This is a genomic window from Paraburkholderia sp. PREW-6R (assembly GCF_039621805.1).
Classification (GTDB): domain Bacteria; phylum Pseudomonadota; class Gammaproteobacteria; order Burkholderiales; family Burkholderiaceae; genus Paraburkholderia.
Window position 1 is genome coordinate 95,951 of record NZ_CP155075.1, and the last position, 26,889, is coordinate 122,839.

The 26,889-nt window shown below is 62.1% G+C and carries 21 protein-coding genes; 10 read left to right on the forward strand and 11 right to left on the reverse strand.

Annotation, left to right across the window (positions count from 1 at the left end):
- The first annotated feature begins 13 nt into the window (after positions 1-13).
- Positions 14-700: a phosphatase PAP2 family protein gene (locus AAGS40_RS25115; protein WP_345817161.1), complete on the forward strand. Its 687-nt coding sequence runs from the start codon at positions 14-16 to the stop codon at positions 698-700.
- A gap of 405 nt (positions 701-1,105) precedes the next feature.
- Here the strand turns inward: AAGS40_RS25115 and AAGS40_RS25120 are convergent, their stop codons facing one another.
- On the reverse strand, positions 1,106-2,860 hold the full coding sequence (locus AAGS40_RS25120) for an ATP-binding protein (protein WP_345817162.1): 1,755 nt from the start codon (positions 2,858-2,860) through the stop codon (positions 1,106-1,108).
- Positions 2,861-3,053: 193 nt separating this feature from the next.
- Between AAGS40_RS25120 and AAGS40_RS25125 the strand changes: the two genes are divergently transcribed.
- The 8 genes from AAGS40_RS25125 to AAGS40_RS25160 all read left to right on the forward strand — a co-directional run bounded on the left by AAGS40_RS25125 (position 3,054) and on the right by AAGS40_RS25160 (position 14,729).
- Positions 3,054-4,883 carry an MEDS domain-containing protein gene (locus tag AAGS40_RS25125; RefSeq protein ID WP_345817163.1) on the forward strand — a complete coding sequence of 610 codons (1,830 nt, stop codon included), beginning with the start codon at positions 3,054-3,056 and terminating at the stop codon, positions 4,881-4,883.
- Between the two features lie 216 nt (positions 4,884-5,099).
- Entirely contained in the window at positions 5,100-7,478 is a 2,379-nt protein-coding gene (locus AAGS40_RS25130; RefSeq protein WP_345817164.1) for a PAS domain-containing protein, read from the forward strand.
- A gap of 166 nt (positions 7,479-7,644) precedes the next feature.
- Positions 7,645-7,878 carry a hypothetical protein gene (locus AAGS40_RS25135; protein WP_345817165.1) on the forward strand — a complete coding sequence of 78 codons (234 nt, stop codon included), beginning with the start codon at positions 7,645-7,647 and terminating at the stop codon, positions 7,876-7,878.
- A gap of 17 nt (positions 7,879-7,895) precedes the next feature.
- Positions 7,896-8,861, forward strand: coding sequence for a cytochrome c oxidase subunit II (gene coxB, locus AAGS40_RS25140; RefSeq protein WP_345817166.1), 966 nt, complete (start codon positions 7,896-7,898; stop codon positions 8,859-8,861).
- An 11-nt stretch (positions 8,862-8,872) separates the two neighbouring features.
- Complete coding sequence (ctaD, locus tag AAGS40_RS25145; protein WP_345817167.1) at positions 8,873-11,479, forward strand: cytochrome c oxidase subunit I; 2,607 nt, start codon at positions 8,873-8,875, stop codon at positions 11,477-11,479.
- A 2-nt stretch (positions 11,480-11,481) separates the two neighbouring features.
- Positions 11,482-11,961: a hypothetical protein gene (locus AAGS40_RS25150; protein ID WP_345817168.1), complete on the forward strand. Its 480-nt coding sequence runs from the start codon at positions 11,482-11,484 to the stop codon at positions 11,959-11,961.
- 4 nt (positions 11,962-11,965) lie between these two features.
- Positions 11,966-13,300 (forward strand): cytochrome c, encoded by a 1,335-nt coding sequence (locus AAGS40_RS25155; RefSeq protein ID WP_345817169.1) that lies wholly within the window; start codon positions 11,966-11,968, stop codon positions 13,298-13,300.
- Positions 13,301-13,559: 259 nt separating this feature from the next.
- Positions 13,560-14,729: a zinc-dependent alcohol dehydrogenase gene (locus tag AAGS40_RS25160; protein WP_345817170.1), complete on the forward strand. Its 1,170-nt coding sequence runs from the start codon at positions 13,560-13,562 to the stop codon at positions 14,727-14,729.
- A gap of 204 nt (positions 14,730-14,933) precedes the next feature.
- On the opposite strand, the gene AAGS40_RS25165 is transcribed toward AAGS40_RS25160, so the two are convergent.
- From AAGS40_RS25165 to AAGS40_RS25205, 9 genes are all read right to left on the reverse strand, one after another.
- Positions 14,934-15,857 carry a DUF72 domain-containing protein gene (locus AAGS40_RS25165; RefSeq protein ID WP_345817171.1) on the reverse strand — a complete coding sequence of 308 codons (924 nt, stop codon included), beginning with the start codon at positions 15,855-15,857 and terminating at the stop codon, positions 14,934-14,936.
- 83 nt (positions 15,858-15,940) lie between these two features.
- On the reverse strand, positions 15,941-16,672 hold the full coding sequence (locus AAGS40_RS25170; protein ID WP_345817172.1) for an Asp/Glu/hydantoin racemase: 732 nt from the start codon (positions 16,670-16,672) through the stop codon (positions 15,941-15,943).
- Between the two features lie 20 nt (positions 16,673-16,692).
- The gene (locus AAGS40_RS25175; protein ID WP_345817173.1) at positions 16,693-18,078 is read right to left on the reverse strand and encodes an amidohydrolase family protein; all 1,386 of its coding nucleotides are present in this window, start codon (positions 18,076-18,078) and stop codon (positions 16,693-16,695) included.
- Between the two features lie 88 nt (positions 18,079-18,166).
- Positions 18,167-19,507 (reverse strand): nucleobase:cation symporter-2 family protein, encoded by a 1,341-nt coding sequence (locus AAGS40_RS25180; RefSeq protein WP_345817174.1) that lies wholly within the window; start codon positions 19,505-19,507, stop codon positions 18,167-18,169.
- A 143-nt stretch (positions 19,508-19,650) separates the two neighbouring features.
- Entirely contained in the window at positions 19,651-20,766 is a 1,116-nt protein-coding gene (locus AAGS40_RS25185) for a GTP-binding protein (protein WP_345817175.1), read from the reverse strand.
- A 39-nt stretch (positions 20,767-20,805) separates the two neighbouring features.
- Positions 20,806-21,396 carry a UbiX family flavin prenyltransferase gene (locus AAGS40_RS25190; protein WP_345817176.1) on the reverse strand — a complete coding sequence of 197 codons (591 nt, stop codon included), beginning with the start codon at positions 21,394-21,396 and terminating at the stop codon, positions 20,806-20,808.
- The gene (locus AAGS40_RS25195) at positions 21,393-22,787 is read right to left on the reverse strand and encodes a UbiD family decarboxylase (protein WP_345817177.1); all 1,395 of its coding nucleotides are present in this window, start codon (positions 22,785-22,787) and stop codon (positions 21,393-21,395) included. The genes AAGS40_RS25190 and AAGS40_RS25195 overlap by 4 nt, the downstream gene beginning before the upstream one ends.
- Before the next feature lie 115 nt (positions 22,788-22,902).
- On the reverse strand, positions 22,903-23,829 hold the full coding sequence (locus tag AAGS40_RS25200; protein ID WP_345817178.1) for an amidohydrolase family protein: 927 nt from the start codon (positions 23,827-23,829) through the stop codon (positions 22,903-22,905).
- Positions 23,829-24,785 carry an amidohydrolase family protein gene (locus AAGS40_RS25205; RefSeq protein ID WP_345817179.1) on the reverse strand — a complete coding sequence of 319 codons (957 nt, stop codon included), beginning with the start codon at positions 24,783-24,785 and terminating at the stop codon, positions 23,829-23,831. Before AAGS40_RS25205 ends, AAGS40_RS25200 begins: the two co-directional genes overlap by 1 nt.
- Before the next feature lie 241 nt (positions 24,786-25,026).
- Here AAGS40_RS25205 and AAGS40_RS25210 point away from each other — a divergent pair, with 241 nt between their 5' ends.
- Positions 25,027-25,914, forward strand: a complete 888-nt coding sequence (locus AAGS40_RS25210) for a LysR substrate-binding domain-containing protein (protein WP_345817180.1) — start codon at positions 25,027-25,029, stop codon at positions 25,912-25,914.
- Here AAGS40_RS25210 and AAGS40_RS25215 read toward each other — a convergent pair.
- Positions 25,911-26,807 (reverse strand): LysR substrate-binding domain-containing protein, encoded by an 897-nt coding sequence (locus tag AAGS40_RS25215; RefSeq protein ID WP_345817181.1) that lies wholly within the window; start codon positions 26,805-26,807, stop codon positions 25,911-25,913. The two genes, AAGS40_RS25210 and AAGS40_RS25215, sit on opposite strands and share 4 nt — an antisense overlap.
- Positions 26,808-26,889 lie beyond the last annotated feature (82 nt).

Below are 26,889 nucleotides of genomic sequence, written 5' to 3' on the forward strand. Positions count from 1 at the left end.
ACAGAAAAAATTCATGAACAGGTTCGATGCCGGTATAGAAACATTTTTCTCTCATGCAGCATGGGGGGGCCTGTTAGACCATATCGTCAAGGCGGTCGCGGACCTTTACACGTTCAAGGGGCTCGTTCTCATTCCGATCCTGTGGTGGATCTGGTTCCAGCCCGGTGAGCGTTCGAACTGGCGTCGTGAGATAATTATCGCAACCATTGCAAGCGGTTGGCTGGCGCTTGCTTGCGGACGGCTGCTCGCCGAATGTTTGCCATTCCGGGTGCGTCCGATCTACGAACTCAGGCTGCATCTGCATTTCACTTCTGCATGGGACCCCACGCTCTCGAAATGGAGTTCGTTCCCCAGCGATCATGCCATGCTATGGATGGCCGTTGCCTTGGGCATCTTTTTCATCAGGCCTGGTATTGGCCTGCTGGCCATGCTTTATACCGCGGTCTTTATCTGCCTCCCGCGTGCGTATCTCGGCTTTCACTATCCCACGGATCTCCTTGCCGGAGCCGCAATCGGCGTAGCCATTACCTATGTGATGACGAGGGATGCAGTAAGAAGGCTCTACGCGCCCAAAGTCTTGCGGTGGGTCGAGCACCGCCCGGGCTTGTCGGCGATGCTCGCATTTGTCGTCTGCTTGGAGCTTGTTACCCAGTTCGATGAACTGCGCAGCTTGGCGAGCTCCGTTTTGAAAGCTGTGTAGCGGCATCAAGCGCGTCGATAGATGCGACCGGGCAAACACCTATCCTTTTCGAAGGCGGTGCCGCTTCCGGGTGCGAGCGTCGGTCCGGTTGCATCGCGCAAGGCGCCAATGGCGACTTGTCGCTTCGCCGGTCTGAGTAAAAAATGACACCTCTAAAACGTGTCAGGTGTGGGTCGGCGTTCATCAGGTGTACGTATCGACGAACGCGGCTCCGGATCGCCCGTGCGCGCAACGTAGCACCTCATTCTTATGAAAACCTTAACTCCTACTTTTTGAATCTGTTTTCGTCCGACCACGCTGATGCGACCCGATAATAGATTGTCACGGTGGGCAGCCTCGCCGTGGTGTGTTTTTCAGCCGCCCCCCTGGGGCGGCTTTTTTTCTGCCGCCGCCGGTGCGTGGGGATCAGGCAGACCGGCTCTGTGTATTGCCCGGACGACTGGCCGAAGCCACGTTGCGGATGGTCCGCTGCAAAAGTCCGATGTCGATCGGCTTGACGAAAACAGCGTCGAAACCGCTGCGCATTGCGCGCCCGCTCACTTCCGGGCCGCTGTAGCCGCTGAGCGCGACCAGATAGGGACGCTTGTCGCCGAGCATGTCCGTGGCGCGCGTCGCCACCTCGAAGCCATCGATACCGGGCAAACCAATGTCGACGATGGCCACCGTCGGCGTCTGGGCGACCATCGAATCGAGCCCGCTCGTGCCGTCGGAAGCGGTGGCGACCGCGTACCCCAACGTTTCCAGCATCGCCGCAGTCGCCGCTCGCACGTCCTCGTTGTCCTCCACCAGCAGGATCGAGACGTCCCGATCGGGTAACGCAGAAGGAAGACCGCTGACCGGCGCGGGCAGTCCCGCCCGCTCGCTCGAGAGCGGCAGATCGACAATGAACCGGCTGCCTTTTCCCACCCCTTCGGATAGCGCGACCAGCGTGCCGCCGTGCAGTTCGACCAGGCGGCGCGCGAGGTTCAGTCCAATGCCCAATCCGCCTTCGGAGCGGTCGAGCTTGGTGTTCACCTGCGCGAACAGGTCGAAGATCGAATCGATGGAGTCCGCAGGGATGCCACGCCCGTTGTCCTCGACGGTAAGGCTCGCCCTGCTTTGGTCGCCCGCCGTGCAGGCGGACAGACTCATGCGGATCTTTCCGCCCCGATCCGTAAACTTGACGGCGTTCGAGAGCAGATTCGCGACAACCTGCTGCAAGCGCGTAGCGTCGCCGTTCATGGCGTAGTTGCCGGGCGCAAGGTCGATGACGAGCGAATGTCCCTTCGTCTCGAACTCCTTGCGCACCGAGTAAGCGGCGGTCTCGATGACCATACGCAGGTCGACCGGTTCGCAATGTAACTGGATCGCGCCGCGCGAAACCCGCGACGCATCGAGCAGATCGTCGACCAGCCGGGTCAGCGCCCCGATCTGGCGGTTAATCAGCGAGCCGATCTCCTGCGGCACGCCTTCTGCAGCGTTGCTCATTTCGATGCACTGGAACGCCGATGCCAGTCCCGCCAGCGGATTGCGCAGTTCGTGACCTAGCATCGCGAGGAACTCGTCCTTCCTGACGCTTTCGTCCTTGAGCCGGTCGGCGAGCGCGCATGCTTCCTCGCTCAGCCTGCGCAATTCCTGATTGGTATTCGACAGCTGCATGCTCCGACGAATCAATTCGGACTCGCTCTCGACGTGCCTCGAAGGACTTCCATCGCCTTCACCCGGCTGTACCGACGTGCGCCGCCACCCTTGCGCGACCAGCTCAGTGACGTTTTCGACCCGATGGATGATGTAAGCCACCGAACCGTCCGGGCCCGGCAGCGGGATGTTGATGGGACTCCAGTACCGCACGATGAATGCGCCTTCACCGCCCGATCGGTCGGGCACATCGTAGCGCTGCAACGCCATGGCGTCCGTGCAGCGCAGGCAGACAACACGTGCCAGCGATTCGCCGAGCGACCGGGTCGCCCTCGACTTGCCGTCGGCGGGATTGTCGGGAAAGGCATCGAAAACCGGGCGGCCGATCAGATCCGGACGATCGCTAATGGTTTCGCGCAAGTAAGCCTCATTGGCGTCGAGGATGGTGTACCCGTCGTCGACCGCCAGAAGCAGGCAAGGGCTGGGAATCAGCCGGAAGACGATTCGATATGCGTCGACTGGCAGATCGCGGTTGATGTCCATCTGTTGGCGTCCTCCTCCTTGCACGCTGGCATGCATTGCGCAACGCAACCATCGAGTTCCGATAGCATGCCCTGTGCCTCACCGGCGCCGGATGCATGCTGGCGCACTCGCGGTCGCTGGTACTATGCTGATTGGGAAGGTATAAGAAATGCTCCCGCAAGCTAAAACGTCTGCGCAGTGGAATATGAGAGAAATGAACGGCAGCACAAGCTCCCCCCTCGAACAGACACTCAGGAAGAGCGGCATCGATGCTATCGGCCACGCGGGCTGGGGCACGCACTTCTGCCATTTTTACGAAACCAAGCGTGATCTGCTCGACATGCTGGTGCCGTACTTCGAAGCAGGCCTGAAAGACAACGAGCGCTGCCTGTGGGTTGCTTCTGACCCGTTATCGGCCGAAGAGGCCGAAACGGCGATGGTCGAGGCACTGCCGGACATGAAGAAGTACATCGCGTCGGGCCAGATCAATTTCAGGCCCGCCTCGGACTGGTATCTCGGCAACGGCACATTCGACGCTGATCGCGTGATCGAACAATGGATCGGCTTCGAAAAGGAGTCGCGCGCACGCGGCTTCGAGGGCTTGCGCGTCACCGGCAACACGTTCTGGCTCGACAGGACCCGCTGGCACGACTTCGCCGCGTACGAGTCGCGGCTTAATCAGACGCTGGGAAAGTACCGCATCATCTGCGTATGCTCGTACTGCCTCCAGCGCTCGACGGCGGCGGACGTTCTGGACGTGTGCAACAGTCATCAGTTCGCGTTGACGCGCCGCAACGGCACGTGGCAACTGGTCGAGAGCGATCCGCTCGCGGTGGCCCGGGCCGAACTCGCGCGCGCGAATGCAGAACTCGAAGCCCGTGTCGAGGCGCGCACAAGAGACCTCGAACTGCTGCTGCGCGAGCGCGACGAGTTCCTGTCGATGCTGAGCCACGAACTGCGCAATCCGCTCGCGCCGTTGCAAAGCGCCGCCGAACTGATACGCGAGGCCGCTCCCACGGATCGCCGCGTCGCCGCTGCGACGGACATCGTCAGTCGGCAGGTGCATAACCTGTCTGTCATGCTCGGCGACCTGCTCGACGCGGAACGCACGGCACGCGGGATGTTCTCGCTTCGCACCGCAACGATTGCGCTCAGGTCGGTGCTGACAGACGCCTGCGATTCGATGCGCGTCGTGGCGCAAGGGCAGCGGCAGTCGCTGATTGTCGAATTGCCTGGCCCGGATGTGCTGGTCAACGCCGACAGCGTGCGTCTTGCGCAGGCCTTCTTGAACGTGCTTATTAATGCGACGCAGCATGCGCCTGCAGGCGGCGTGGTTTCGATCGTTGCCGAAGCGGATGCGAGTGAAGTCCGGGTGACGGTCAGCGACAGCGGGCCGGGCGTGCCTGCGGACATTCGCGATCGGGTTTTCGAGCCGTTCGTGCAAGGGCCGACGAGTCTCGATCGTCCGAAAGGCGGCATTGGCGTGGGGCTGGCCATTGCGCGGCAGATCGTCGAAAAGCACGGCGGCACGCTTACATTGCAGCAGACGGCGGATAACCGGTGGGTCGAGTTCGTCGTACTGTTGCCGCGAACCTTTGCCCCAGACGGGCGCGCTACGCATGACGGCGCGCAACTCGCGGAGCGTGAAGCTCCACCGCCAAAGAAACTCAAAATTCTCGTTCTCGACGATGAACCCGATATCGTCGAGGCCACGGCAGCGCTGCTGGAAGTGCACGGCCATGATGTGCGGCGAGCGTACGAGGCGCAAGATGCACTGAGCGCAGCACACGCATTCCGTCCAGACGTCGTGCTCGCCGACATCGGACTGCCTGGCATCGACGGATATGAATTCGCGCGCAGACTGAAGTCGGACCCTCACATTGGGCATGCACGGCTCATCGCTGTCACCGGCTATGGAAGCAAGGCGGACAAGGACAGATCGCGCGAGGCGGGGTTCGACCTGCATCTGGTGAAGCCGGTCGCGCCGAATGTGCTGTTGCAGTCGCTGTGGTATGCGGACAACGATTGGGTGCACGTGCAGTAGAAGACCCGCATTGATATGCCACGTTAATGCCTGTTATAAACCCTGACGCACGCGCCGTTCATCGTAGCGCAAGTCAGGGCAATGCAGACTGCGGCCTTCAGAGCCATTCGCCGCGCCGAGCCTGCAGGGTTTTCAATCCTTGGGCCAGCGTGCTTTGGCGCATCACTGTGCTTACGAGCCCCGTTTCCGTAGCGCCCCGTATTCCAAGACATCGCAATGCACACTTCTTTGAACGGCAATAAGGTCGATCTGGGGGACCCCCAGACCATTCTGGATAGCATCACGGACGCGTTTTTCACGCTTAACGCAAACTGGGAGTTCTGTTTCGTTAACCGTCAAACAGAAAAAACCTTGGGGCGGCCGGCCTCTGATCTGCTGGGCCAGCGCATATGGGAGGTGTATCCGGGTACCGTAGGCAGCGAGTTTGAGCGGGCCTACCGGAAAGCGGCGCGTGAACGCGTGACAGCTGCATTCTGTTCCTACTATCCGGATCACGACCGCTGGTATGACGTGAACGTCTACCCGGCAGAGGGTGGACTGGCGATTTACTTCCGTGATGTCACGACGCGTATGCGGAACGAGCGTCGCCGCAACGCGTTGTTCAGGCTAGCTGATCTGCTGCGTGGCGCGACGACATCCGAAGAGATCATCTATGGAGCCTCGCAGCTTCTGGGCGAGACGCTCAATGCAAGCAGGGTTGGCTACGGAACCATTGATCCCACGGCCGAAACACTGCACGTCGTGCGGGACTGGAACGCCGAGGGCGTTGAGAGCCTGGCGGGCACACACCATCTGCGAGACTATGGTTCGTTCATTGACGACCTGAAGGCAGGTGAATTTATCGCGATCAATGATGTCGAGCGCGACTATCGAACTACGCAGGCATCAGCAGCATTGAAGCGGCGCAATGCGGGATCATTCGTCAATGTCCCGGTCATCGAGCAAAACAAGCTGGTGGCGGTGGTATTCGTCAACCATGAGCAGGCGCGGAACTGGACGACTGAGGAACTGACCTTCATTCAGGAGGTGGCGGAGAAAGTGCGGCTCGCCAGCGAGCGATTGCGTGGACAAAAAGAACTTGCATATGTCGTCGCAGATTCTGAGCGCCGCAGCCGACTTTATGAAACTTTTCTGGAACACTCTCCCGACCTCGCCTATGTGTTTGACCTGAACCATCGGTTCATCTACGCCAATAAAGTATTGCTGGGTATGTGGAATCGAACCTGGGACGAGGCGATCGGGAAGAATTGTCTGGAACTGGGTTACGAGCCGTGGCATGCCGAGATGCATGATCGCGAGATCGAGCAGGTGATCGCCACCAAACAGTCGGTTCGCGGAGAGGTCCCATTCGACGGCGCCTACGGCCGACGCATCTACGAATATATTTTCGTGCCTGTGCTGGGCCCTCGCAATGAAGTGGAAGCCATCGCCGGCACCACCCGCGATGTGACGGAACGCAAGCGGGCGGAGCAGGCGCTGCAAGACGCGAACCGCCGCAAAGACGAATTTCTCGCGATGCTTTCCCACGAATTGCGAAATCCGCTCGCTCCGATTCGCAACGCTCTTTACCTGCTTGACCGGGTCGACCCTTCCGGACAACAGGCGCGAAATGCGATAGAGGTGGTAGGCCGGCAAGTCACGCACCTGACCAATCTTGTCGACGACCTGCTTGACGTCACCCGGATCGCGACGGGCAAGATCGAACTGGAGCGCGCCAAGGTGGACCTGGCCGCATTGGCCCGGCGCACTGCGGAAGACTACCGCGCTGTCGCTCAGGCACGCGGGCTGGAACTTGGTGTCGTCATAGATGGCGAGGCACTTATCGTGGAGGGTGATGAGACAAGGCTCTCACAGGTGCTCGGCAACCTGCTCGGCAATGCGGCGAAATTTACGCCGTCGGGTGGCCAGATTACGCTCACGGCCCAAAAACGCGGGGCAAGCGTGTTTATTGACGTGACGGACAATGGCGTTGGTATTGCGCCGGACCTGCTGCCGATCATCTTCGACCCATTTACGCAGGCAAGCCAAGGTCTGGCGCGAACGGAAGGCGGACTCGGCCTTGGGCTCGCGCTGGTGAAGGAGGTCATCGGCCTGCACGGCGGCAGCGTCACGGCGGTCAGCACACCCGGTGCCGGAGCGCAGTTCACCATCGAGCTGCCGCTTGTACCGGCTACAGCGCCGCCCGCGCCACATTCTCCGGCGGTCAGACACGACGGTCATACCCGTGCGTGGCGGATACTCATTGTCGATGACAACGCCGACTCCGCGGATTCGCTTGCTGCGATTGCCGGGATGCTGGGACATACGGTCGAAGTGTGTTACGACGGACGCAGCGCTGTCGCACTGGCAGAGGTCAAGCAGCATGATGTCGTGCTATGTGACATCGGGCTTCCCGATATGAACGGATACGAGGTTGCACAGATACTACGGCGCAAGCTTCCCGCGAAGACGAAACTGATCGCGATCAGCGGCTACGCACAGCCCGAGGATGTCCGGAAGGCGATCGAGGCAGGCTTCAACGAACATGTCGCCAAGCCACTCGATATGCGGCGCATCGAGCACCTGCTTGCAGGCGACGATGTTGGCGGTGAATGAACGGGTGACTCCGTCAGAACCGGTCGTTGTGTGCAGGCGGCGGACACTAGTGAACTTGCTTAGGCGGCTACGTATGCGGGCAGCGACATTACGGAATGAAAAGTACCGGAACGCTCCTTGCTAACGGGTTGACCATAGAAATTCGCCGGTAACGCTCGGAGGCTCAATGGCACAGAACGAGAACATCTGCTACCGGAACGGTACGGCACGGTTGAGCAATGATTTTGCATCGAACGCTCTCGAGCCGGACTGCCGCTTGCGCGACGGCCGCAATCGGCGGCACTTCGCCGGTTTGGTGTTTCCGATCCACAGCGGCGCGAATGCCTCTTCGACCATCCCGGTGATCACGCTGCGTTCCGCCCGGCGCATCAACGCGCTCGTAGCGCGCGGCGAATCGTAGACCCGCCGGGCGCCGACGTGAGCCTCCCATCCACGCCCCTCGCGTATATCCTGCACAGCGCCGGTCCCGCATCGCGGCCGGTGTTCATCCTTGGCTGGGCGTTAACGGCGTTATGCGTCGGCGTGTGCCTCGTGATCGCGGTGCTGCTCTTCATCGCGGTGTTTCACCGCCGCGCAGCGATCGGGGGAAGCAACGCACTCGCCGAAAGTATCACCGAGCGCGGCGGCGGCCGCGCGGTGCTGATCGGCACGCTAATTTCTACCGCGCTGCTGCTCGCCGCGCTGGTTTACATGCTCTGGGTGCTTGCGGCGGTTGCGTCGCCGTCGCGCGAACCGGCGCTGACGATCACCGTCACCGCATACGACTGGTGGTGGAAGGTCGACTACGGCGAGAGCGATTCGCAGCACTTCGCGACCGCAAATGAGATTCACATCCCGGTCGGGGAGCCAGTACAGGTCAATCTGAAAAGCGCCGACGTGATTCACGCGTTCTGGGTGCCGGCTTTGGCCGGCAAGACGCAGAACATTCCCGGGCAGGTGAACCGGCAATGGATTCAGGCCGATCATCCTGGCGTCTATCGTGGCCAATGCACTCAGTATTGCGGCGCACAACATGCGCACATGGCGTTCGAAGTGATCGCCGAAAGCCAGCAGGACTACGACAGATGGTTCGCCGCACAAGCTCGCGCGGCGGTTGCGCCGGCGAGCGCCGACGCGGTGCGCGGCCAGCACGTGTTCATGGACCGCTGCGCCGGTTGCCACACGGTGCGCGGCAGCGACGCGGCCGGCGTGCAGGCCCCTGACCTCACGCATCTGCTGAGCCGCCGTCTGATCGCTGCGGGAACGCTGCCGAATACCCCTGACAACGTGATGGACTGGATCGCGCACGCGCAGGAAATCAAACCGCAGGCGCTGATGCCCGACATCGCTTTGAATCCGGCCGACGCCCGCGATCTCGCGGCTTACCTCGCGACCCTCAACTGATGGAATACCACATGTCCACCACTGGAAGCGAGGATCTCACCGCACTCAGGCAAGTCGCCTTCCGGCGCGAACCGGAGATTGGCGAGGTGATGCCGGGCTCCGCCGAGGAGCGCCGGCTGCACGACCTGTGGGAAACCGAGCCCGGCTGGCGCGGCTGGCTTTCGACGGTCGATCACAAACAGATCGGCCTGCGCTACATCGTCACCGCATTCGTATTCCTGTTGCTTGGGGGTGTCGAGGCATTGGTGATGCGCTTGCAGCTCGCGCGGCCCAACGAGACGCTGCTCACGCCGGACCAGTACAACCAGCTCTTCACGATGCACGGCGTGACGATGATTTTCCTGTACGCGCTACCGGTGCTAAGCGGCTTTTCGAACTACCTGTGGCCGCTGATGCTTGGCTCGCGCGACATGGCGTTTCCGCGCCTGAACGCGCTGTCGTACTGGATTTTCCTGTTCTCCGGCCTGTTCCTGTACGCGAGCTTCCCGCTCGGCGAAGCGCCGAACGCGGGCTGGTTCAACTACGTGCCGCTCGCGTCGCTCGACTACAACCGTGGCCCGAACATCGACGTGTACGCGCTCGGCATGGTGCTGCTCGGCATCTCGACGACGGTCGGCGCCGCGAACTTTGTGGTCACGCTGTTCCGGATGCGTGCTGACGGGATGTCGATCAACCGGTTGCCGATCATCGTGTGGGGCACGCTGACCGCGTCGTTCGCGAACCTGTTTGCGGTGCCGGCGGTGAGCCTCGCATTTTTCCTTCTGTGGATGGACCGCAACGTCGGCACCCATTTCTTCGACGTCGCCAGCGACGGCAGGCCGCTTCTGTGGCAACACCTGTTCTGGATGTTCGCGCACCCCTGGGTCTACGTGGTCGTGCTGCCGGCCATGGGCATCGTCTCCGATGCGCTGCCCACCTTCTGCCGCAGACCACTGGTCGCCTACGCCGCGGTCGCCGTGTCCACAGTCGCGACCATGCTGATCGGCTTTGAAGTGTGGATCCATCACATGTTCGCGACCGGTCTGCCGCCGCTCGCGCTGGCGATCTTCGGCGCGGCCAGCATGCTGATTTCGGTGCCGAGCGCGGTCGCCGTGTTCGCATGGATCGCGACGATCTGGCTCGGCCGCCCGGTGTTCAAAACGCCGTTCCTGTATTTCGCCGGCTTCGTGCTGATGTTTGTGATTGGCGGCGTGTCGGGGGTAATGACCGCTGCGGTGCCGCTCGACTGGCAGCTCAACGATACATACTTCGTGGTCGCGCATCTGCATTACGTGCTGCTTGGCATCAACGTGTTTCCCGTGCTGGGCGGCATCGCCTACTGGTTTCCGAAGTTCACCGGGCGGCTGATGAACGAGCGCTTCGGCAAGCTCACTTTCTGGGTCGTGCTGGTGGGCTTCAATCTCGGTTTTTTCCCGATGCACATCTCCGGACTGCTCGGCATGCCGCGGCGTATCTACACCTATCCTGAAGGCATGGGCTGGGACCTGAGCAACATGCTGACGACCATCGGCTCGTTTGTATTCGGCATCGGCGTGCTGATGTTTATCGGCAATGCGCTGGTTTCGGCGCGACGCGGTGTGCGCGCCGGCGCGAATCCGTGGGACGCTTCGAGCCTCGAATGGTCGGTGCCGTCGCCGCCGCCGCCATACAACTTTGCCGTGCTGCCCATGATTGCGTCGCGCCATCCGTTGTGGGAAGACCGGATGCAACGCGATGAAGGCGCCGAGCGTTCGAGTCTCACGCGCGGCTACCTGCTGCATCGCGGCCGGGAAACGCTCGGCGTATCGCCGCTCGGCGGCAACGCCGACGTTATCCTGAAGATGCCAACGGATAGCTATGCGCCCTTCCTGCTCGGTGTGTTCAGCGCGTTGTTTTTCGTCGCACTGCTGCTGCGCAGTCCCAGCTTCGTGGTAGTGGCGACTGTCGCATGTGGGGCGGCGATGCTCACGTGGCTGTGGCCGCGCCGCGCGCTCGCGCAACGCGAACCGGCGCCGCCGAGCGCGCGTGCCGACCTCGCCTCGCAAGACCTCGATGCGACGTTGCCGGTCGGCAGTGCGGGCGAACACTCGGGCGGCTGGTGGGGCGTGCTGACACTGGTCGCGACCGAAGCCTGCCTGTTCGGCTATCTGATCTTCACATACCTGTATTCCGAGTCACAAACGCATCTTGCGTGGCCGCCCGAGGGGATGCCGAAGGTGGGCATCGGTGCACTGAACACGGGCTTCCTGCTGTCAAGCAGCGTGTTCGTGTGGCTCGCCGAGCGCGTGCTGAGGAAGGGCCACAGGCGCAGCTCGATCGGCCTGATGCTGACGGCCATCGCACTCGGCGTGGTCTTTCTGCTGATTCAGTTGAAGGAATGGAAGGATCATCCGTACGGGATGACCGCGCATCTGTACGGCTCGCTGTACTTCATGATCACCGGCTTTCACATGGCGCACGTGGTGGTCGGGCTGATCGTGCTGGCCGCGATGACACTGTGGATCGCGCTCGGCTATCTCGACGAGAAGCGGACCGCACCCATCACGATCGGCGGCTTGTACTGGCACTTTGTCGACGTGGTGTGGCTGTTCATCTTCTCGACGTTGTACCTGTCGCCGTTCATCCTCAGGGGGCACTAGTCATGCCTGCTTCGGGTCTTGCTGCTCCTCGAACAGTACCCCCGCAGCGCAAGCTGCTGGCGGCCTGCGCGATCGCCGGCCTGTTCGGGACCCCGGGCGTCTGGCTATTGCAGGTCATCGTTTCGGAAACACTGTCTGCGCGCGCCTGCTACGGCGTCAGCGCGCCGCGCGCGGTGCCGCTTTGGAGCGGCTTTGACACCTGGATCTTCGCGATCCCGTTAGTCGCGCTCGTATTGGCCGCGCTTTGCGCGGGTTCTGCATGGTATGGGCTGATACTCGTGAGACGCGCCGCGCACCTGCCCGATGCGCACGCGCATCGGCACGAAGCGCTGCGCACGCGAAACCAGCTGCGCGGCGACGATTTGAGCCGGGTCCGCTTTATCGCGCTGTGCAGCGCGCTGGTCGGCACGGGCTTTTTCGTGGGCGTGATCTTCGTATGGCTTGCGCCCTGGCTGGTCGGGCCGTGCGGCAAATGGTACTGACGCAATGAAACGAATCACGCTGGCGCTCGCAAGTGCATTGCTGATGATCGGATGCGCGGTCGGGCTGTTGTCCGGCTGCGAGCGGGACACCGGCTCCGAAGGTCTCGCCGGCATCAACGTCAACCCGGCGCTCGCGAGCGATCGCGCGCTGATTGCGCGCGGCGAGTATCTCGCCAAAGCGGGCGACTGTTCCGCCTGCCATGACGCCGCCGACAAGACCCCATACGCGGGCGGCATGCCGGTGAACTCGCCGTTCGGTCCAATCTACGCGAGCAACATCACGCCTGATCCGACCTTCGGCATCGGCCGCTATACGCTGCGCCAGTTCGCCGACGTACTGCGCTCGGGCAAGACACGGAACGGCACGCGGCTGTATCCGGCGATGCCCTATCCGTCGTTCGCCAAACTCAACGACGACGACGTCACCGCGCTTTACGCGTACTTCATGCACGGCGTGAAACCGTCGACCAACCACGCTCCCGAAACCAGGCTGCCGTTTCCGTTCAATCAGCGCTGGGCGATGTTTTTCTGGAGCCACCTGTTCGGCAACCACGATCGGTACGTGCCCAATCCGGAGCGCAGCGCCGAATGGAATCGCGGAGCGTATCTGGTCGAGGGGCTCGGCCATTGCGGCGCGTGCCATACGCCGCGCGGGCCTGCCTACAACGAACTGGGCTACGACTTTAAAAGCGACCACTATCTGACGGGCGGCATCAACGACAACTGGTTTGCACCGAACCTCACCGGCGATCCGGGAAGCGGCCTCGGGCGCTGGTCGCCAGACGACATCGCGGCGTTTCTACGCGACGGACATGGCGGGCACGCCACCGCTTTCGGCGCGATGGCGCCCGTAGTCGGCGACAGCACGCACTATCTGAATGATGCCGACCTGCATGCGATCGCCGTCTTCCTGAAGTCGCTGCCGGAACAGAACATGAGCGGAACATTCGACAACAACCTGCACGCACGAACGTTGACGGCGAGAGCGGTGGAGAGCGGCGAACTGGAGCGCCCGGGCGCGGGAATCTTCCTCTCCTATTGCGCGCGTTGTCATCGTGCGGATGGGACGGGCGAGCCCGGCAAGGCCCCCGCGCTGGCGGGCAACCCGCTTGTGATAGCCGGCGATCCGACGTCGGTGATCCGGATCGTCGTGGAGGGCAGCCAAAGCCCGAAGATGAATGACAACGCGAAAACACAGAAGATGCCCGCGTTCAACAGCCAACTTACGACGACTGAAATAGCGCAAGTGGTGAGCTTCATTCGAAACACATGGGGCAATCATGCTGCGCCGGTGTCCGACCGCGATGTCAAAGCGTTGAGGTCGGCGATTCATAAATAACGGCATGAGGCATGGCCGGGAGTGGGGTCGTTCGCAGTGAACGCCCTGACGTCAGGCAGCGCCGGCCAACGGCACCTGGATCTTCCATCTTCCTGCAGGACATTTGCTCCTCTGTCTCCTCATAGAAAAGTTCGCTTACCCGCGCGGGCGGCACGCTGCTTGCGCGCCCTCAGGCTGGCACCGCGGTGCCGATCGAGGCGCGACGCGTTGCTGCCTGCCTGGCTTCGTCGCGTAGGGCTTCTGAACGTTGGAGATAGAGATGAAAGCACTATGTTGGCACGGCAAGAAAGACATTCGTTATGACACCGTTGCGGATCCCACCATCGAACATCCACGCGATGCGATCATCAAGGTGTCGAGTTGTGCAATCTGCGGGTCGGACCTGCACCTGTTCGACGGCTTCATGCCGACCATGGAGTCGGGCGACATCATGGGTCACGAATTCATGGGCGAGGTCGTAGAAGTAGGGGCGGACAACAAAAAGCTAAAAGTCGGAGACCGGGTGGTCGTGCCCTTCACGATTGCCTGTGGAGAATGCGAGCAGTGCAGGCGGGGCTTCTTTTCGGTCTGTGAACGCTCGAACCGGAACAAGGAAAAGGCAGACAAGGTATTCGGCCATACGACTGCAGGCCTTTTCGGCTATTCGCACCTGACCGGCGGCTATCCGGGCGGTCAGGCCGAATACGTGCGCGTTCCCTACGCGGATGTCACGCCGGTCAAAATACCCAACGGGTTGACCGACGAGCAGGTCCTGTTCCTCGGCGATATCTTCCCAACCGGTTGGCAGGCCGCCGTGCAATGTGACATTCAGCCAACGGACACAGTGGCGATCTGGGGTGCCGGCCCGGTTGGGCAATTCGCCATCCGCAGCGCGATTCTGCTCGGCGCAAAACAGGTGGTGGTCATCGACCGCGTGCCTGAGCGTCTTGCCATGGCACGCGCGGCAGGTGCCATTACGATTAATTTCGACGACGAAAGCGTGGTCGAACGGCTCAACGAACTGACGCAGGGAAAGGGGCCGGAGAAATGCATCGACGCAGTGGGCATGGAGTCTCATGCCACACGCTCGATCGACGCCATGTACGACCGCGCCAAGCAGGCGGTCATGCTCGAAACCGACCGTCCTCATGTGCTGCGTGAAATGATCTATGTGTGCCGTCCCGCCGGCATTCTGTCGATTCCCGGCGTGTACGGCGGCCTGATCGACAAAATCCCGTTCGGTGCGGCCATGAACAAAGGGCTTACTTTCCGCATGGGCCAGACGCACGTCAACCGTTGGACCGACGATCTGCTGCAGCGCATCGTAGAAGGGCAGATCGACCCGTCATTCGTTATTACGCACACCGTACCGCTGGCCGATGGGCCAGAGATGTACAAGGTGTTTCGCGATAAGGAAGACGGCTGTATCAAAGTGGTGTTGAAGCCGTAAGCATGCACGCGCAGCCGGCGACGGAGCGCCGGCTGCGTGTTACGGCGTGTTGGGCAGTGTCGTTTTCACGGGCGGCGCGGAACGCACGGCTCAACTTGCCATAACAGGTTGGACGGATTGCCCGCAGGCACCATGGGTGACGGACCACTAGGTTTTCGGGAAGAGAAATGTCCGATGGCCGACATCGGCCAATACCACGGGCGATCAACGTGTGGCCGCAGCGGGGACGGCTTGTCCGAGCCGTTCGATCAAACGCTGTGCGTCGAACGGCGCCTGGGTTTTCTGATCGTTGTCGAAATAACAGAACACATCGCGATGCGCACGATGCGGGACGGCCAGCGACGGTGCGATCAACCGCTCCGACGGCAACGCACCGCCCTTCGCCCAGCACGCAATTCGACGCGCCCAGTCGTCGAGCGCTGCGTCCTCGTATGCGCCAGCGTAGCGTGTCTGTGTGCCGTGCAGACGCAGGTAGACGAAATCGGCCGTCAAGTCCTCGACGTGCGGCCAGTTTTCTGTGGAATCCGATATGACCAGCGCCACGGCGTGCTTGCGCAGCAATTTAACAAAATCGGGTACGAGAAAGCTCTCGTGACGGATTTCGACCGCATGGCGCAGCGGCCGCCGCTTGTCGATCTGTAACCATGGCTGTTTGACGCGCTTGTCATGATGCCGCGCCAGAGTGAGCGCAGCCTCGGTGTCGCGCGGCAGCAGAGAGAGAAACCGGGCCATGGTGTCCGGCTCGAACCTGAATGACGGCGGAAATTGCCAGAGGATCGGTCCGAGCTTTTCGTTAAGCTGAAGCAGTCCTTGTGCGAAAAAGTTTGCGCAGGCGATGCGCGCGTCGTCGTCACGAAAGCGCAGCATGTGCGTCAGATAACGCGCGCCCTTCAGGCTGAAAACAAACCGGTCCGGGGTGGCCTCGTACCATTGCCTATAACTCGACGGCGACTGCAGGCTGTAATGCGTGCCGTTGATTTCGATGGTCTGCACCGCGCGGCTTGCGAATGCAAGTTCGTCCGCCTGCCGCAATCCCTGCGGATAGAACGTGCCGCGCCAGCCAGCATAGCGCCATCCTGAGATGCCGATACGGGTGTGCGGCGTGTGACGGTTGTCCCGCGCTGTCATGCTGTAGTCCTGGTATCGAAGCGTTGTGACCCTCCAGGTAATGCGATGAGCAAGGAGCGATCCGCGGGCGCGTCGAACGCCGACTACTGCAGATCCCGAAACAGCTGCCCCCAACTCTTCAACGGCTTCGTGTCCACGTCCAGCATTCTCAGCGCCTTCCACACCACCGTTGCCACCGTGTCGTACGCGGGAATATCCGTCGCCATTTCGAACGCGCGCACGAGATGCGCCGCATGCAGATTGGTGCAGAAAGTAATCACCGCGTCGGGTCTCGCGAAAGCGGCCTCGCGCATCATGATCGCGAGTTGCGTGTCGGGCACGTCGGCAAAGCTGAAATTGTCATGTAGCCCCATATGCCGTTCCGCCACACATTCGATACCGAGCGCCTCGTAGTTACGCACAATCCGCTGCTGGACGTCATCGGTATAAGGCGATACCAGGCCAAAGCGTCGCACGCCGGTCTTCGCGAAGATTTCGTTGAGCGCCAGTACCGAGGTCGTCGCGGGAATGCCGGTCGCCTCGGTAATCTGTCTGCACAGCGCCTGATCGCGCTGGAACCCGAGCCAACCCGCCGAGGTGCCGCTCCAGCCGATCACGTCCACCCGCGCGTCGGCGAGTTGATGCGCGGCCGCCAGGATCCGGCTTGCGTCGAATTGACCAAGCGCCGCGTCGGATAACGCGATCTCCGTCACCTTGAAGCGGGCAAAGTGCGCGCTGACATCTGGCAGTTCGCTCAGCATCGCGGCGGTGATCGGCTCGAGCGCCGTGTTCGACGACGGTGTGAGAATGCCAAGCCGGATTCGTTTGCCGTGCATTCTGAGGCCTCCCGTTTGCTTTAGTCAGCGAGCAACAGCTTGACGCCCCTGGCGGCTTCGTAACGAAGTTCGTCGAGATCGAGCCCAGGAATCACGCCGTCATCCACCACCACGCGGCCGTTCACCACGTTATAGCGAACGCGCGCCGGCTCGCCCGCCGTCACCGGCGCGACCGCAATGTCGTGGAACCCGTTAAAGCGCAGATCGCCGATGTCGTACAGCACGACATCCGCCGCCTTGCCCACTTCGAGCGTACCGACCGCATCGAGACCGAGCACGTCCGCGCCACCCGCGCTGCCCCAATGGATCGTCTCCTCGACGGTGGTCGCCGACGCGCCCTGAGCCGCGCGATGCACGAGCCACGCGAAATGCGCTTCGTTGGTCATGCTGCCGGACTCGTTCGACGCGACGCCGTCCACTGCGAGCGACATCGGCACGCCCGCCGCCGCCATTTGCGGCGCCGGCGCAATGCCGCTGCCGAGGCGCGCGTTGCTGACCGGGCAATGCGAGCAGCCGCTGCCCGTTTCGGCGAGCATCGCGATTTCGCTCGCCTGCAGATGCACGAGGTGCGCGAACCACACGTCCGGTCCGAGCCACTCGTGCTCGGCGACGAACTCGACCGGCAGACGGTTGAACCGCTCCTTGCAGAAATCGACATAGCGGGTCGTCTCGGACAGATGCGTATGCATGCGTAGACCCATCCGCCGAGCCGCGCGTGCGACTTCGGGCAGCAACTCGGGCGGCAGGGAAAACGTCGGAGTGGTAGGCGCGACGACGACGCGGCGCATCGAGGCCGCGGCGCTGTCGTGATAGCGCGCTTTCAGACGCTCGATGTCGGCCAGCATCTGATCGAGCGTCTCGGGCTTGAGCGCGACTTTGGAGAAGCCTGGATGATCGCCGGCCGCCTGCAACGCGCCGCCACGGCACAACACGAAGCGCATGCCGAACGAAGCCGCCTCGTCGAATAGCAGATCACCGGTTTCGGTGGTGCCGTCGGCGTGATAAAGGTAGTGATGATCTGCGCAAGTCGTTACGCCGGAAAGCAGCAGCTCGGCAAGGCCCAGACGCGCCGCAACCCGCGCCAGCTCCGGCGTAAACCTCGCAAGGCGTGGATACGGCACGGCGGCCAGCCATTCCTGCAAGTCCGCGTTGATACCGGACGGCACGGCTTTTAGAAGATTCTGGAACAGATGGTGGTGCGTATTCACCCACCCCGGATAGACGACACAGGATCGCGCGTCGATCACGCGCTCGTCGGCGCGCGGTTCGAGATTCGGGGCGATGGTTTCGATCCGGCCACGACCAATCCGCAGATCGACCTGCCCAAGCCGCGCGCGTTCGCCGCGCATTCCGCTCATCACCGCAACGGGGTTTTTGATCAGCAACGCTTCAGTTTGCATGCTCACGATTCGATGTCCTTTCAGTTACTGCGAAGCGGCCGGCAGTCCCGCATCATCCTTGGGCGTGCCCGCCGCGCTCGTCATCCTGCGTCCGTCATTCGCGGACCATGTTGTGCGCCGCCACCAGATCTTCTTCATGCGCGCCATTGAGCACCGCGTTCAGCACGACGGAAACGAGACACGCCAGCACTACGCCGCTATGCAGGAACGGCTGGGTCCAGTCGGGCATGTGCTTGAAGACCTGCGGCGCCATCACCGGGATGAGCGCGGTGGCGATCGTAAAGCCGACGATCAGCACGTTGTAGCGATTGCGCTCGAAGTCCACCTTCGCCAGCGTCTGCACGCCGGCCGCGACCACGACGCCGAACATGGCGATACCTGCGCCGCCGAGTGCCGCCGAAGGCGTCGAGGCCACTACCGCGCCGATCTTCGGCACCAGCGCGACCACGCACATCAGCACGCCGCTGATCGCCACCACCCAGCGGCTGCGCACGCCGGTCAGAATCACGAGCCCGACGTTTTCCATGAAGGCGATGAACGGAAACGCCGCGAACATGCCGGCAATTGCGCTGGCAAGTCCATTGGCGCGCATGCCGCGCACCACGTCCTCTTCGCTCACGTCCTTGCCGACAATGTCGCCGATCGCGACAAAGAGGCCCATGGATTCGACCATCTGCACGACCATGACGACGATCATCGTCAGCACCGGCACCAGCGAGAACACGGGTGTGCCGAAGTGGAACGGCAGCGGCATCGTGAACCACGGCGCTTGCGCCACGCTTGCAAAATTGCCCATGCCGAGCGAGCACGCCAGAATGCCACCCGCCACGAGGCCGATCAGCACCGACAGGTTACGCAGAAACGCGTTGGCAAAGCGGTTGATCGCGAGAATGACGAGCGCGACGAACAGCGTGACGCTCAGAAAGGGCAGGGCGCCGAACTGACGTTGCGCGGCCTCGCCGCCGCCGGCCCACTGATACGCGACAGGAAACAGTTGCAAGCCGATCACGGTGACAATGCAGCCGGTCACGACGGGGGGAAAGAACCTTCGCAGGCGCCCGACGAGCGGTGCGGCGAACATCGTGAAAACACCCGCGCCAATCACCGCGCCGCACACACCGGCAAAGCCGACGCCCGGACTCGTGCCGATCGCAATGACAGGCCCGACGCTGCTGAACGCGACGCCCTGCAGAATCGGCAGACGCACACCAAACTTCCAGAAGCCGACGGTCTGCAAAATCGTTGAGATACCCGAACAAAAGAGCGCCGTGCTGATGAGCACGGTGGTGTCGGCGAGCGACATCTTCAGTGCCGACGCGACAATCAGCGGAACAGCAATCGCGCCGATATACGCCACCAGCATATGTTGCAAACCGAGCGTGATCATCTGGCGCTTCGGCAGAATCCGATCGACGGGGTGTATGGCGGTGTTCATGACGTGTCTCCTATGTCGACCGGAGCGGGCGCTTCAGCGCTTACCGCGGTCGTCTGCAAGTTACTTGCATGATGTTTTCGCCCGGAACGCGCAACACGGCTCTCGCCGTTCGGCATGACAGCGCGCGCCGGGCGGGTCTCCCGTCAGGCCGCGACCGGCACGGCAAGACAGGCACGGAAGCGGTCGGTCAGCGCGGCGCGATCGAGATCGCGTCCAATGAAAACAAGCCGGCACGAACGCGGCTCACTGCCCCACGCTTGCGCCGCGCGCAGTTCAATGACGTTATGCACGCCCTGTAGCACATAGCGGTGCGACTGGCCTTGCACGGCGAGAATGCCCTTCATACGGAACAAGTTCGCCGCGTCCGAATCGCGCAGCTCGGCGAGCCAGTTCTGTAGCGCGTGCAGGTCGATATCCGCGTCGACTTCGATACCGACGGAGGACACGCTGTCGTCGTGCCGATGGTCGGCGTGATCGGCGTCCAGAAGGGCGTGGCCGTGCGCGGGGTCATTCCCGTGTTCGTGCTCATGGTGAGCTTCCCGCTCTTCGTGAGCGTGCGCGTGTTCGTCATGCAAGCCATCGGTCTCGACGAGAATCTGCGAGAATTCGTTCGCACCCACACCCAGTATCCTGTCGAGGTCGATCCTCGCATAGCTCGACTCCACGATCTCCGCGGTAGCGTTGAGTCCACGGATGCGGTGCGTGAGCGACGCGATATCGTCCGGCCCGACCAGATCAACCTTGTTGATGACGATACGGTCCGCGCACACGATCTGATCGACTGCCTGATTGTCGCTGCCGTCCAGCACCAGATCGTCCAGGTGCGCGGCGATATGCTTCGCGTCCACCATCGTGACGACGGCGTCGAGCGTCACCTGTTTCGCAATCGGATCGTCGAGGAAAAAGGTTTGCGCGACCGGATACGGATCGGCGAGGCCGCTTGTCTCCACGATGATGTGATCGAGCCGGTCCGGCCTTTCCACGAGCATGCGCACGATCCGCACCAGGTCTTCGCGCACTGCGCCCACGCAGCACACGCAGCCATTCGTCATTTCGTAAATCTCTTCGGTCGATTCGAGCACGAGGCCACCGTCGATGCCGATCTCGCCGAACTCGTTTTCAATCACAGCAATCTTGCGGCCGTGTTTCTCACGCAGGATGTAGTTGAGCAGCGTGGTTTTGCCGGCACCGAGAAAGCCGGTCAGCACCGTGACGGGGATTTTCTCGACTTCGTGATGGGTGGTGTGAATGTGATTCATGGCTCGTCTCCGTTCTTCGTTTGTACTGCGGTTCGGCTATCAGGCGATAGGCGGGGCGGTTGCTTCCACTTCCCGCCAGCGTTTGACGGTGCCCGCTTCGAGACCGAACAGGTCGAGCACGCGGCCTAGCGTGTGGTCGATCATCTGGTCCAGTGAAGACGGGCGCGCGTAAAACGCCGGCACCGGTGGCGCGACAATCGCACCCATTTCGGTTACGGCGATCATGTTGCGCAGATGCGCCAACGTGTAGGGGGTTTCACGCGCGAGGAGCACCAGCGGGCGGCGCTCCTTCAACGTGACGTCGGCGGCGCGTGAAATCAGGCTCGACGACATGCCGCTCGCAATTTCGGCAAGCGTCTTCATCGAACAGGGTGCGACGATCATGCCCAGCGAGCGAAACGAGCCGCTCGAAATGGCTGCGGCCATATCGTCGCAACGGTAGGTCGCGCTGGCGAGCGCGCTGACTTCGGCGTACCTGTAATCGGTCTCGTGCGTCATCGTGAGCAGCGCGCTGCGCGAGACGGTCAGATGCGTTTCAATATCGAGTTGACGCAGTAGTTGCAGCAGGCGCACACCATAGGAAAAACCGGATGCGCCACTGATGCCCACTACGAGCCGTCGCGCGCTCATCGCCGGACTCCGGCCGCGCGAGCGAGAATGTCCGCGGCCTGTTGCGACGCACGCTCGCTGATCCGTGCGCGGATGCCGTCGAAATGCGAGCCGCGCGTCGCATCGACACCCATGCGCGACGTGGTGCCCAATGCCGACGACGAAGGATCGAGCGGACTGCCCGGCAAGCCGTTGACGATAAATACGTCTTCATGCGGCTGAGTATGCGTGGCGATCGCCCACAAGACCTGTGAGTCGTTGGTGATGTCTGTGTCGCTGTCCACCGCCACGACGTTCTTCAGATACGGGTCCCAGCCCAGCAGCGCAAGCATGATCTGGCGCGCTTCGCCGTCGCGCGTCTGGTTCAGCGCCACGTAGCAGTGAAAATGCGTGCCGGAGTTGGGGTAGTGCAAGGCGGTGACCGAGGGGAAGCGCGCTTTGAGCTTCTCGCTCATCTCCGCTTCGCGAGGCAGGCGGGCTAGCGTCAGATGTTCGGCGTACGGGCCGCCGACCACGTCGACGAGCCATGCATCGTGCCGGGCCATCATCGTGTCGACGCGCAGCACGTTGTTCGTCGAACGATCCGACGAATAGCCGGTGAACTCGCCGAACGGGCCTTCTTCGGCATGCGCGGAAGGATCGATCGTGCCTTCCAGCACGAACTCCGCGGAAGCGGGCACGCCGATGCCGTAGCGCGGCGTGCGCACCAGTTCCAGCGGTGCACCGAAGAGACCCCCTGCAATGGTGCGCTCATCCGTGCCGAACGGTACGCGTGCGGCTGCGGCCAGCATGAAGAGCGGATGCGCGCCGATCACCATGGCGACTTTCAACGTGTCGCCACGCGCTTGCGCGGTTTGCAGCATGCGCCACAGGTGACCACGCGAATGCAGGCTGGTGGCTAACGCATTCCTCGCGTGCCGCATCGAGCGGTGATAGCTGAGGTTCGCCACGCCGGTGACCGGATCTTCGGCGACGATCACCGCATTGGTGACATACGGGCCGCGATCGGTGTCGAAGTGGCGGATCATCGGCAGTTGCACGAGATCGACGGCGTCGCCTTCGATCACACGATCGAGCACGGGGCCGGTCGCCACGAACACGGGCGCGATGGGTGCATTGGCGCGCTGTTGATAGGCGTCGAAGAGGCCCGACGCATCGACATCGAACAGGCGTCCGATGCGATTGCGCGAAGCGAAGAAGTTGGTCACGACAGGCGTCGCAATGCCGTCGACCTTCTCGCAGATCAGCATCGGATGCTGACCGCGGGCAGTGAGTTCCGCGACGACCGCTGTGACGTCCTGATCCGCCGACAGGGGCTCGGTCAACGTCAATACATCGTCGGGATAGTGTTCCCGGTACGCTTGCGCGAAGCGGTGAAAATCCTGTGTAGCGCGGAGGAGATTATCCGCCATGGTGAACTCCGTCGAAAGCGATAACAAAGCGGGCCGCTGTGCAGGTGGAACTCGTCGAACGAAACGGGCAGGCGCGGCGCCGACCGCGCCTGCTTTCAAACCGTGGCAGTCTGCGTCAGGCCGGTTGCGTCACATCATTGACGTACGTCGCCTTCAAACGCTTCTCCGCTTCGGCAAGGTCCTTCGGCGGTCGGGTCGGTTCGATGCCGACCAGACGGGCGATGTTGTTGCCCATGTAGTCTTCGAGTCCGTCCTCATCGAGATCCATGCCTTGCGGCGCGGGACCACACAGCATTTCGAGTTCGCGCAGCCACATGCCCGGCTCGTTCGGCGGCGAATCCGTGCCGAACACGATCTTGTTGCGCGGCAGTTCGCGAGCGAATTCGACGATGCGCGACTGGTAGCACCAGCCCGATTCGCAGTACACGTTCGGCGTGTCCATTGCCATCCAGAAGGCTTCGAACGAGTAATTGCCGCCCGTTTGAATGCCGAAGTGACCGATGATGAAATTCACCATCGGGAATTCGCGGATGATCGGATAGAACTGCGTCGGAATGGTGTAGGGTCCGTCGCCCGTATGAATCAGCACGACCACGCCGAGTTCGGCGCACTTCTTCATCGCGGGCCGCAACCAGTCGAGCGCGCGATCCGGCCGGTAGCCATGCATGTTCGCGTGCAGCTTGAGCATCTTGAAGCCGTATTCCTTCACGTGGAATTCGAGTTCGGCTGCGCCGTTCTCCGGGCCCCAACGCGGGTTGTACGTGAAGTTGCCGATAAAGCGATCGGGGTACTTCTGCGTAAGTTCGGCGATATACGACATGTAATCGCGAATGCCTTCCCGGCCGCGGCGATTCCCGTCGCGATAGCCGGTGTTGCCGGGCGGCGGCTGAATGAAGCCCATGTCGATACGGCGCGGTTTTCCGTTGATGATGTATGGACCGTCCATCATCTTCAGCAGGCGTTCGCCGGTGAACGGCTCGCCGGTATGACGCCACGCTTCGTCGACGAGATTCGTGGGGTGCAGATGGGTATCGATGATCATCAGCGGGCTCCTGCGTAGTCCGCCTCGCGCGCGTGTTTCAGCGCGGCGCCGGCGTGGTGTTTCAGATAGGCTTGCGCTTCTTCGACGCTTTTTGGTCGAGCGGTCGGCTCGATGCCGATCATGCGGGCAAGGTTGTTGCCGAGGTAATCCTCAAGCGTGTCTTCGTCGAGATTCAGGCCTTGCGGCGGTTCGTGACACAACACTTCCAGCAGACGCAGCCACATGCCCGGCTCGTTTGGCGGCGTGTCGGAGCCGTAAAGAATCTTGTGGGTGGGCAGCACCTTCGCGAATTCGACGATGCGCGATTGCAGGCACCAGCTCGATTCGCAGTACACATTGGGCGTGTCCAGTGCCATCTGGTACGGCTCGAAGCAATACACGCCACCCGTCTGCACACCAAAGTGCGCCATGATGAAGTTTACCGACGGAAATTCGCGGATCAGCGGATACCATTCGCTCGGAATGCTGTACGGGCCGTCGCCGGTGTGCAGCTTCACGAGCAGACCGAGGTCCGCGCATTTACGCAGCGCAGGGCGCAGCCAGTCGAGCGCGCGGTCGGGACGGTACGCATGCATGTTCGCTTGCAGTTGCACCATCTTGAAGCCGTGCTCCGTTGCATAGAACTCGATCGCATCCGCGCCGTTCTCCGGACCGCAACGCGGGTTGTAGACGAAGCAACCGAGCAGACGGTCCGGGTACTTCTGCACGCTTTCTACGGTGTACGCCATGTAGTCGTCGATCGACTCGCGGCCCGAACGGTTGCCATCGGTCCACGTATAGATGGTGTTGCCTTGCGGAGGCTGAATGAACGCCTTGTCGATCCGACGAGGCTTGCCGTTGATGACGTAGGGGCCGTCCATCACCTCGATCAGACGCTCGGCGGAAAATGGCTCGCCGTCGTGGCGCCATGCGAGGTCGACCAGGTTGGTCGGATAACAGCTGGTGTCGATGATCATGTACTCGATCTCCTTGAGAGGAACTGGTGTATCCAGTTGCCGGATCGCGGGCAGGCGCATCGATGGAACGGAGCCCGTTGGGCTTGCCCATGCGGCCCTTTGCAAGACGCAGTGTTTGCGCGCCTTCCCCTCGCCGGCATCGAGTGTCACACTGATGTGCACTGCTGCTTGCGATGCAGTCTCACAAGATAAAAGCGCTCTGTACAATATTTTTTAATCACGATCTTGATACGTTTGCGATATGGACATCCGCTTGTTGCGCTACTTTGCGGTGCTTGCCGACGAACTGCATTTTGGCCGGGCAGCCGCGCGGCTACACATTTCCCAGCCTCCGCTGAGTCAGCAGATTCGCATCCTCGAAGAGGAGATGGGCACTGCGTTGTTCATGCGCTCGCAGCATCGTGTCGAACTCACTGATGCAGGGAAAACACTTAAAGAACAGGTGCCGTTGATCTTTGCGCAGTTCGAACGTGCGATCGATCTGACTCGCTGTGCGGGGCGGGGCGAAGTGGGAAGTCTCGAGATCGGCATCATCAGTTCGGCAATGGTCGAGCCGATACCGCGCGCACTGCGGGTATTCGCGCACAAGCATCCACAGGTGCGCTGGACGCTGCATGAGATGACGCCCGCCGCGCAGATCCTCGCGTTAAAGGAGCGGCGACTGGATGTGTGTTTCTTTCGCGTGTCGCACGACGATCCGGAGATTCGCAGCGAAGTCGTCATGCGTGAGTCGGCCGTGGTCGCGTTGCCCTTGGGGCATGCGTTGGCGTCGCGTGAAGAGATTGCGCTGCGTGAGTTGGCGACCGAACGCTTCGTGTCGTTTGGTCTGCGGCAATCGCAACTCGCACGCTTTTTACAGGACTGTTGCGTCGAAGCAGGGTTTACGCCGGTGATCGAACAGGAAGTGGTCGAAGTGCATACGTTGTTGTGCCTCGTGCGCGAGGGGCTGGGCGTGGCGTTGCTGCCTTCTTCCGCGCGGCAGTTGTCGACGGGCGGCGTCGCATTCGTGCCGGCGGCCGCGCCGTGTCCCGAAGTGTCGTTGCATGCGCGCTATCGGGCAGAAGACCCTTCCCCGGTACTTTCACTGTTCCTCGATACCGTGCGTGACGTGGCTGCCAGTACAAACTAATGCGGGTTGCGGGTTTGAGCGACCAGGTCGCGGATCACGTCGATGAGCGGTGCGACGCGTGCCGCCTTCTCACGCGGCCATACCGCGTAGAGGTTGTAGTGCGTCGGGATTTCCACATCGGTGAGTTCGATCAGGGTGCCGTTGCGCTGCGCGTCGGCGGCGAGCAGGCCGCGCGCCAGACCCGCGCCTACGCTCGCGCTCGCGGCGGCGATCAGGGCCGCGGCATTGTCGAAGACGGCTACCGCGTTGGGCTCGACGGCGGGCAAGCCTGCGGCGGCTAGCCACGGAATCCAGGAGCGCTTCGTATAGCCCAGCAGCGGCAGGTCCAGTAATTGGTGAGGCGAAAGCGGCGCGCCAAGCCCCCGTGCCTGCAATAGCGAAGGCGAGCCCACCGCCGTCAGGCGGTCGCCGCAGATCAACACGTTTTCGAATCCATCCCATTCTCCGTACCCGTAGCGCAGCGCAATGTCCACGCGCTCGAATGCGCCGCGCTCGTGGCGCGGCGTGGACAGCACGGTAAGCGAGGTGCTGCCCAGCGCACCGAGCAAGGCGGGCAAGCGTGCCACCAGCCAGCTCTGCGCGAGTTCGGGGTCGACGTCGAGCGTGATGGACCGCTCGACCGTGCGCTCTTTCACCGACGATAACGCACGGTCGATCTGCTCGAAGCCATCGGCCAGCTGGTTGGCAAACAGCACGCCCGCATCCGTCGGCACGACGCGGCCGCCTTCGCGCACAAAGAGGGGTTGGCCGACAAACTCTTCCAGCGTGCGGATCTGCTGACTGATCGCGCTGTGCGTGAGCGAGAGGTGGCGCGCCGCGCTGGAGAAACTGCCGACGCGCGCCGCCTGCAGAAAGGCCTGCATCGACTGGATGGACGGATAGCGCTTCAACATGGGTGCTTCGACATGGGGTGTTAGCGAAACTTACGGGTGATGGAAGAAATCGTCGCTGGCGTTGCGGGCGGCGGCTTTCAAT

Bases quoted from the DNA above. Each gene is read 5' to 3' on its own strand.
- AAGS40_RS25115 (WP_345817161.1), top strand. From the start codon at position 14: ATGAACAGGTTCGATGCCGGTATAGAAACATTTTTCTCTCATGCAGCA.
- AAGS40_RS25120 (WP_345817162.1), bottom strand. From the start codon at position 2,860: ATGGACATCAACCGCGATCTGCCAGTCGACGCATATCGAATCGTCTTC.
- AAGS40_RS25125 (WP_345817163.1), top strand. From the start codon at position 3,054: ATGAACGGCAGCACAAGCTCCCCCCTCGAACAGACACTCAGGAAGAGC.
- AAGS40_RS25130 (WP_345817164.1), top strand. From the start codon at position 5,100: ATGCACACTTCTTTGAACGGCAATAAGGTCGATCTGGGGGACCCCCAG.
- AAGS40_RS25135 (WP_345817165.1), top strand. From the start codon at position 7,645: ATGGCACAGAACGAGAACATCTGCTACCGGAACGGTACGGCACGGTTG.
- ctaD (WP_345817167.1), top strand. From the start codon at position 8,873: ATGTCCACCACTGGAAGCGAGGATCTCACCGCACTCAGGCAAGTCGCC.
- AAGS40_RS25150 (WP_345817168.1), top strand. From the start codon at position 11,482: ATGCCTGCTTCGGGTCTTGCTGCTCCTCGAACAGTACCCCCGCAGCGC.
- AAGS40_RS25155 (WP_345817169.1), top strand. From the start codon at position 11,966: ATGAAACGAATCACGCTGGCGCTCGCAAGTGCATTGCTGATGATCGGA.
- AAGS40_RS25160 (WP_345817170.1), top strand. From the start codon at position 13,560: ATGAAAGCACTATGTTGGCACGGCAAGAAAGACATTCGTTATGACACC.
- AAGS40_RS25165 (WP_345817171.1), bottom strand. From the start codon at position 15,857: ATGACAGCGCGGGACAACCGTCACACGCCGCACACCCGTATCGGCATC.
- AAGS40_RS25170 (WP_345817172.1), bottom strand. From the start codon at position 16,672: ATGCACGGCAAACGAATCCGGCTTGGCATTCTCACACCGTCGTCGAAC.
- AAGS40_RS25180 (WP_345817174.1), bottom strand. From the start codon at position 19,507: ATGAACACCGCCATACACCCCGTCGATCGGATTCTGCCGAAGCGCCAG.
- AAGS40_RS25185 (WP_345817175.1), bottom strand. From the start codon at position 20,766: ATGAATCACATTCACACCACCCATCACGAAGTCGAGAAAATCCCCGTC.
- AAGS40_RS25190 (WP_345817176.1), bottom strand. From the start codon at position 21,396: ATGAGCGCGCGACGGCTCGTAGTGGGCATCAGTGGCGCATCCGGTTTT.
- AAGS40_RS25195 (WP_345817177.1), bottom strand. From the start codon at position 22,787: ATGGCGGATAATCTCCTCCGCGCTACACAGGATTTTCACCGCTTCGCG.
- AAGS40_RS25200 (WP_345817178.1), bottom strand. From the start codon at position 23,829: ATGATCATCGATACCCATCTGCACCCCACGAATCTCGTCGACGAAGCG.
- AAGS40_RS25205 (WP_345817179.1), bottom strand. From the start codon at position 24,785: ATGATCATCGACACCAGCTGTTATCCGACCAACCTGGTCGACCTCGCA.
- AAGS40_RS25210 (WP_345817180.1), top strand. From the start codon at position 25,027: ATGGACATCCGCTTGTTGCGCTACTTTGCGGTGCTTGCCGACGAACTG.
- AAGS40_RS25215 (WP_345817181.1), bottom strand. From the start codon at position 26,807: ATGTTGAAGCGCTATCCGTCCATCCAGTCGATGCAGGCCTTTCTGCAG.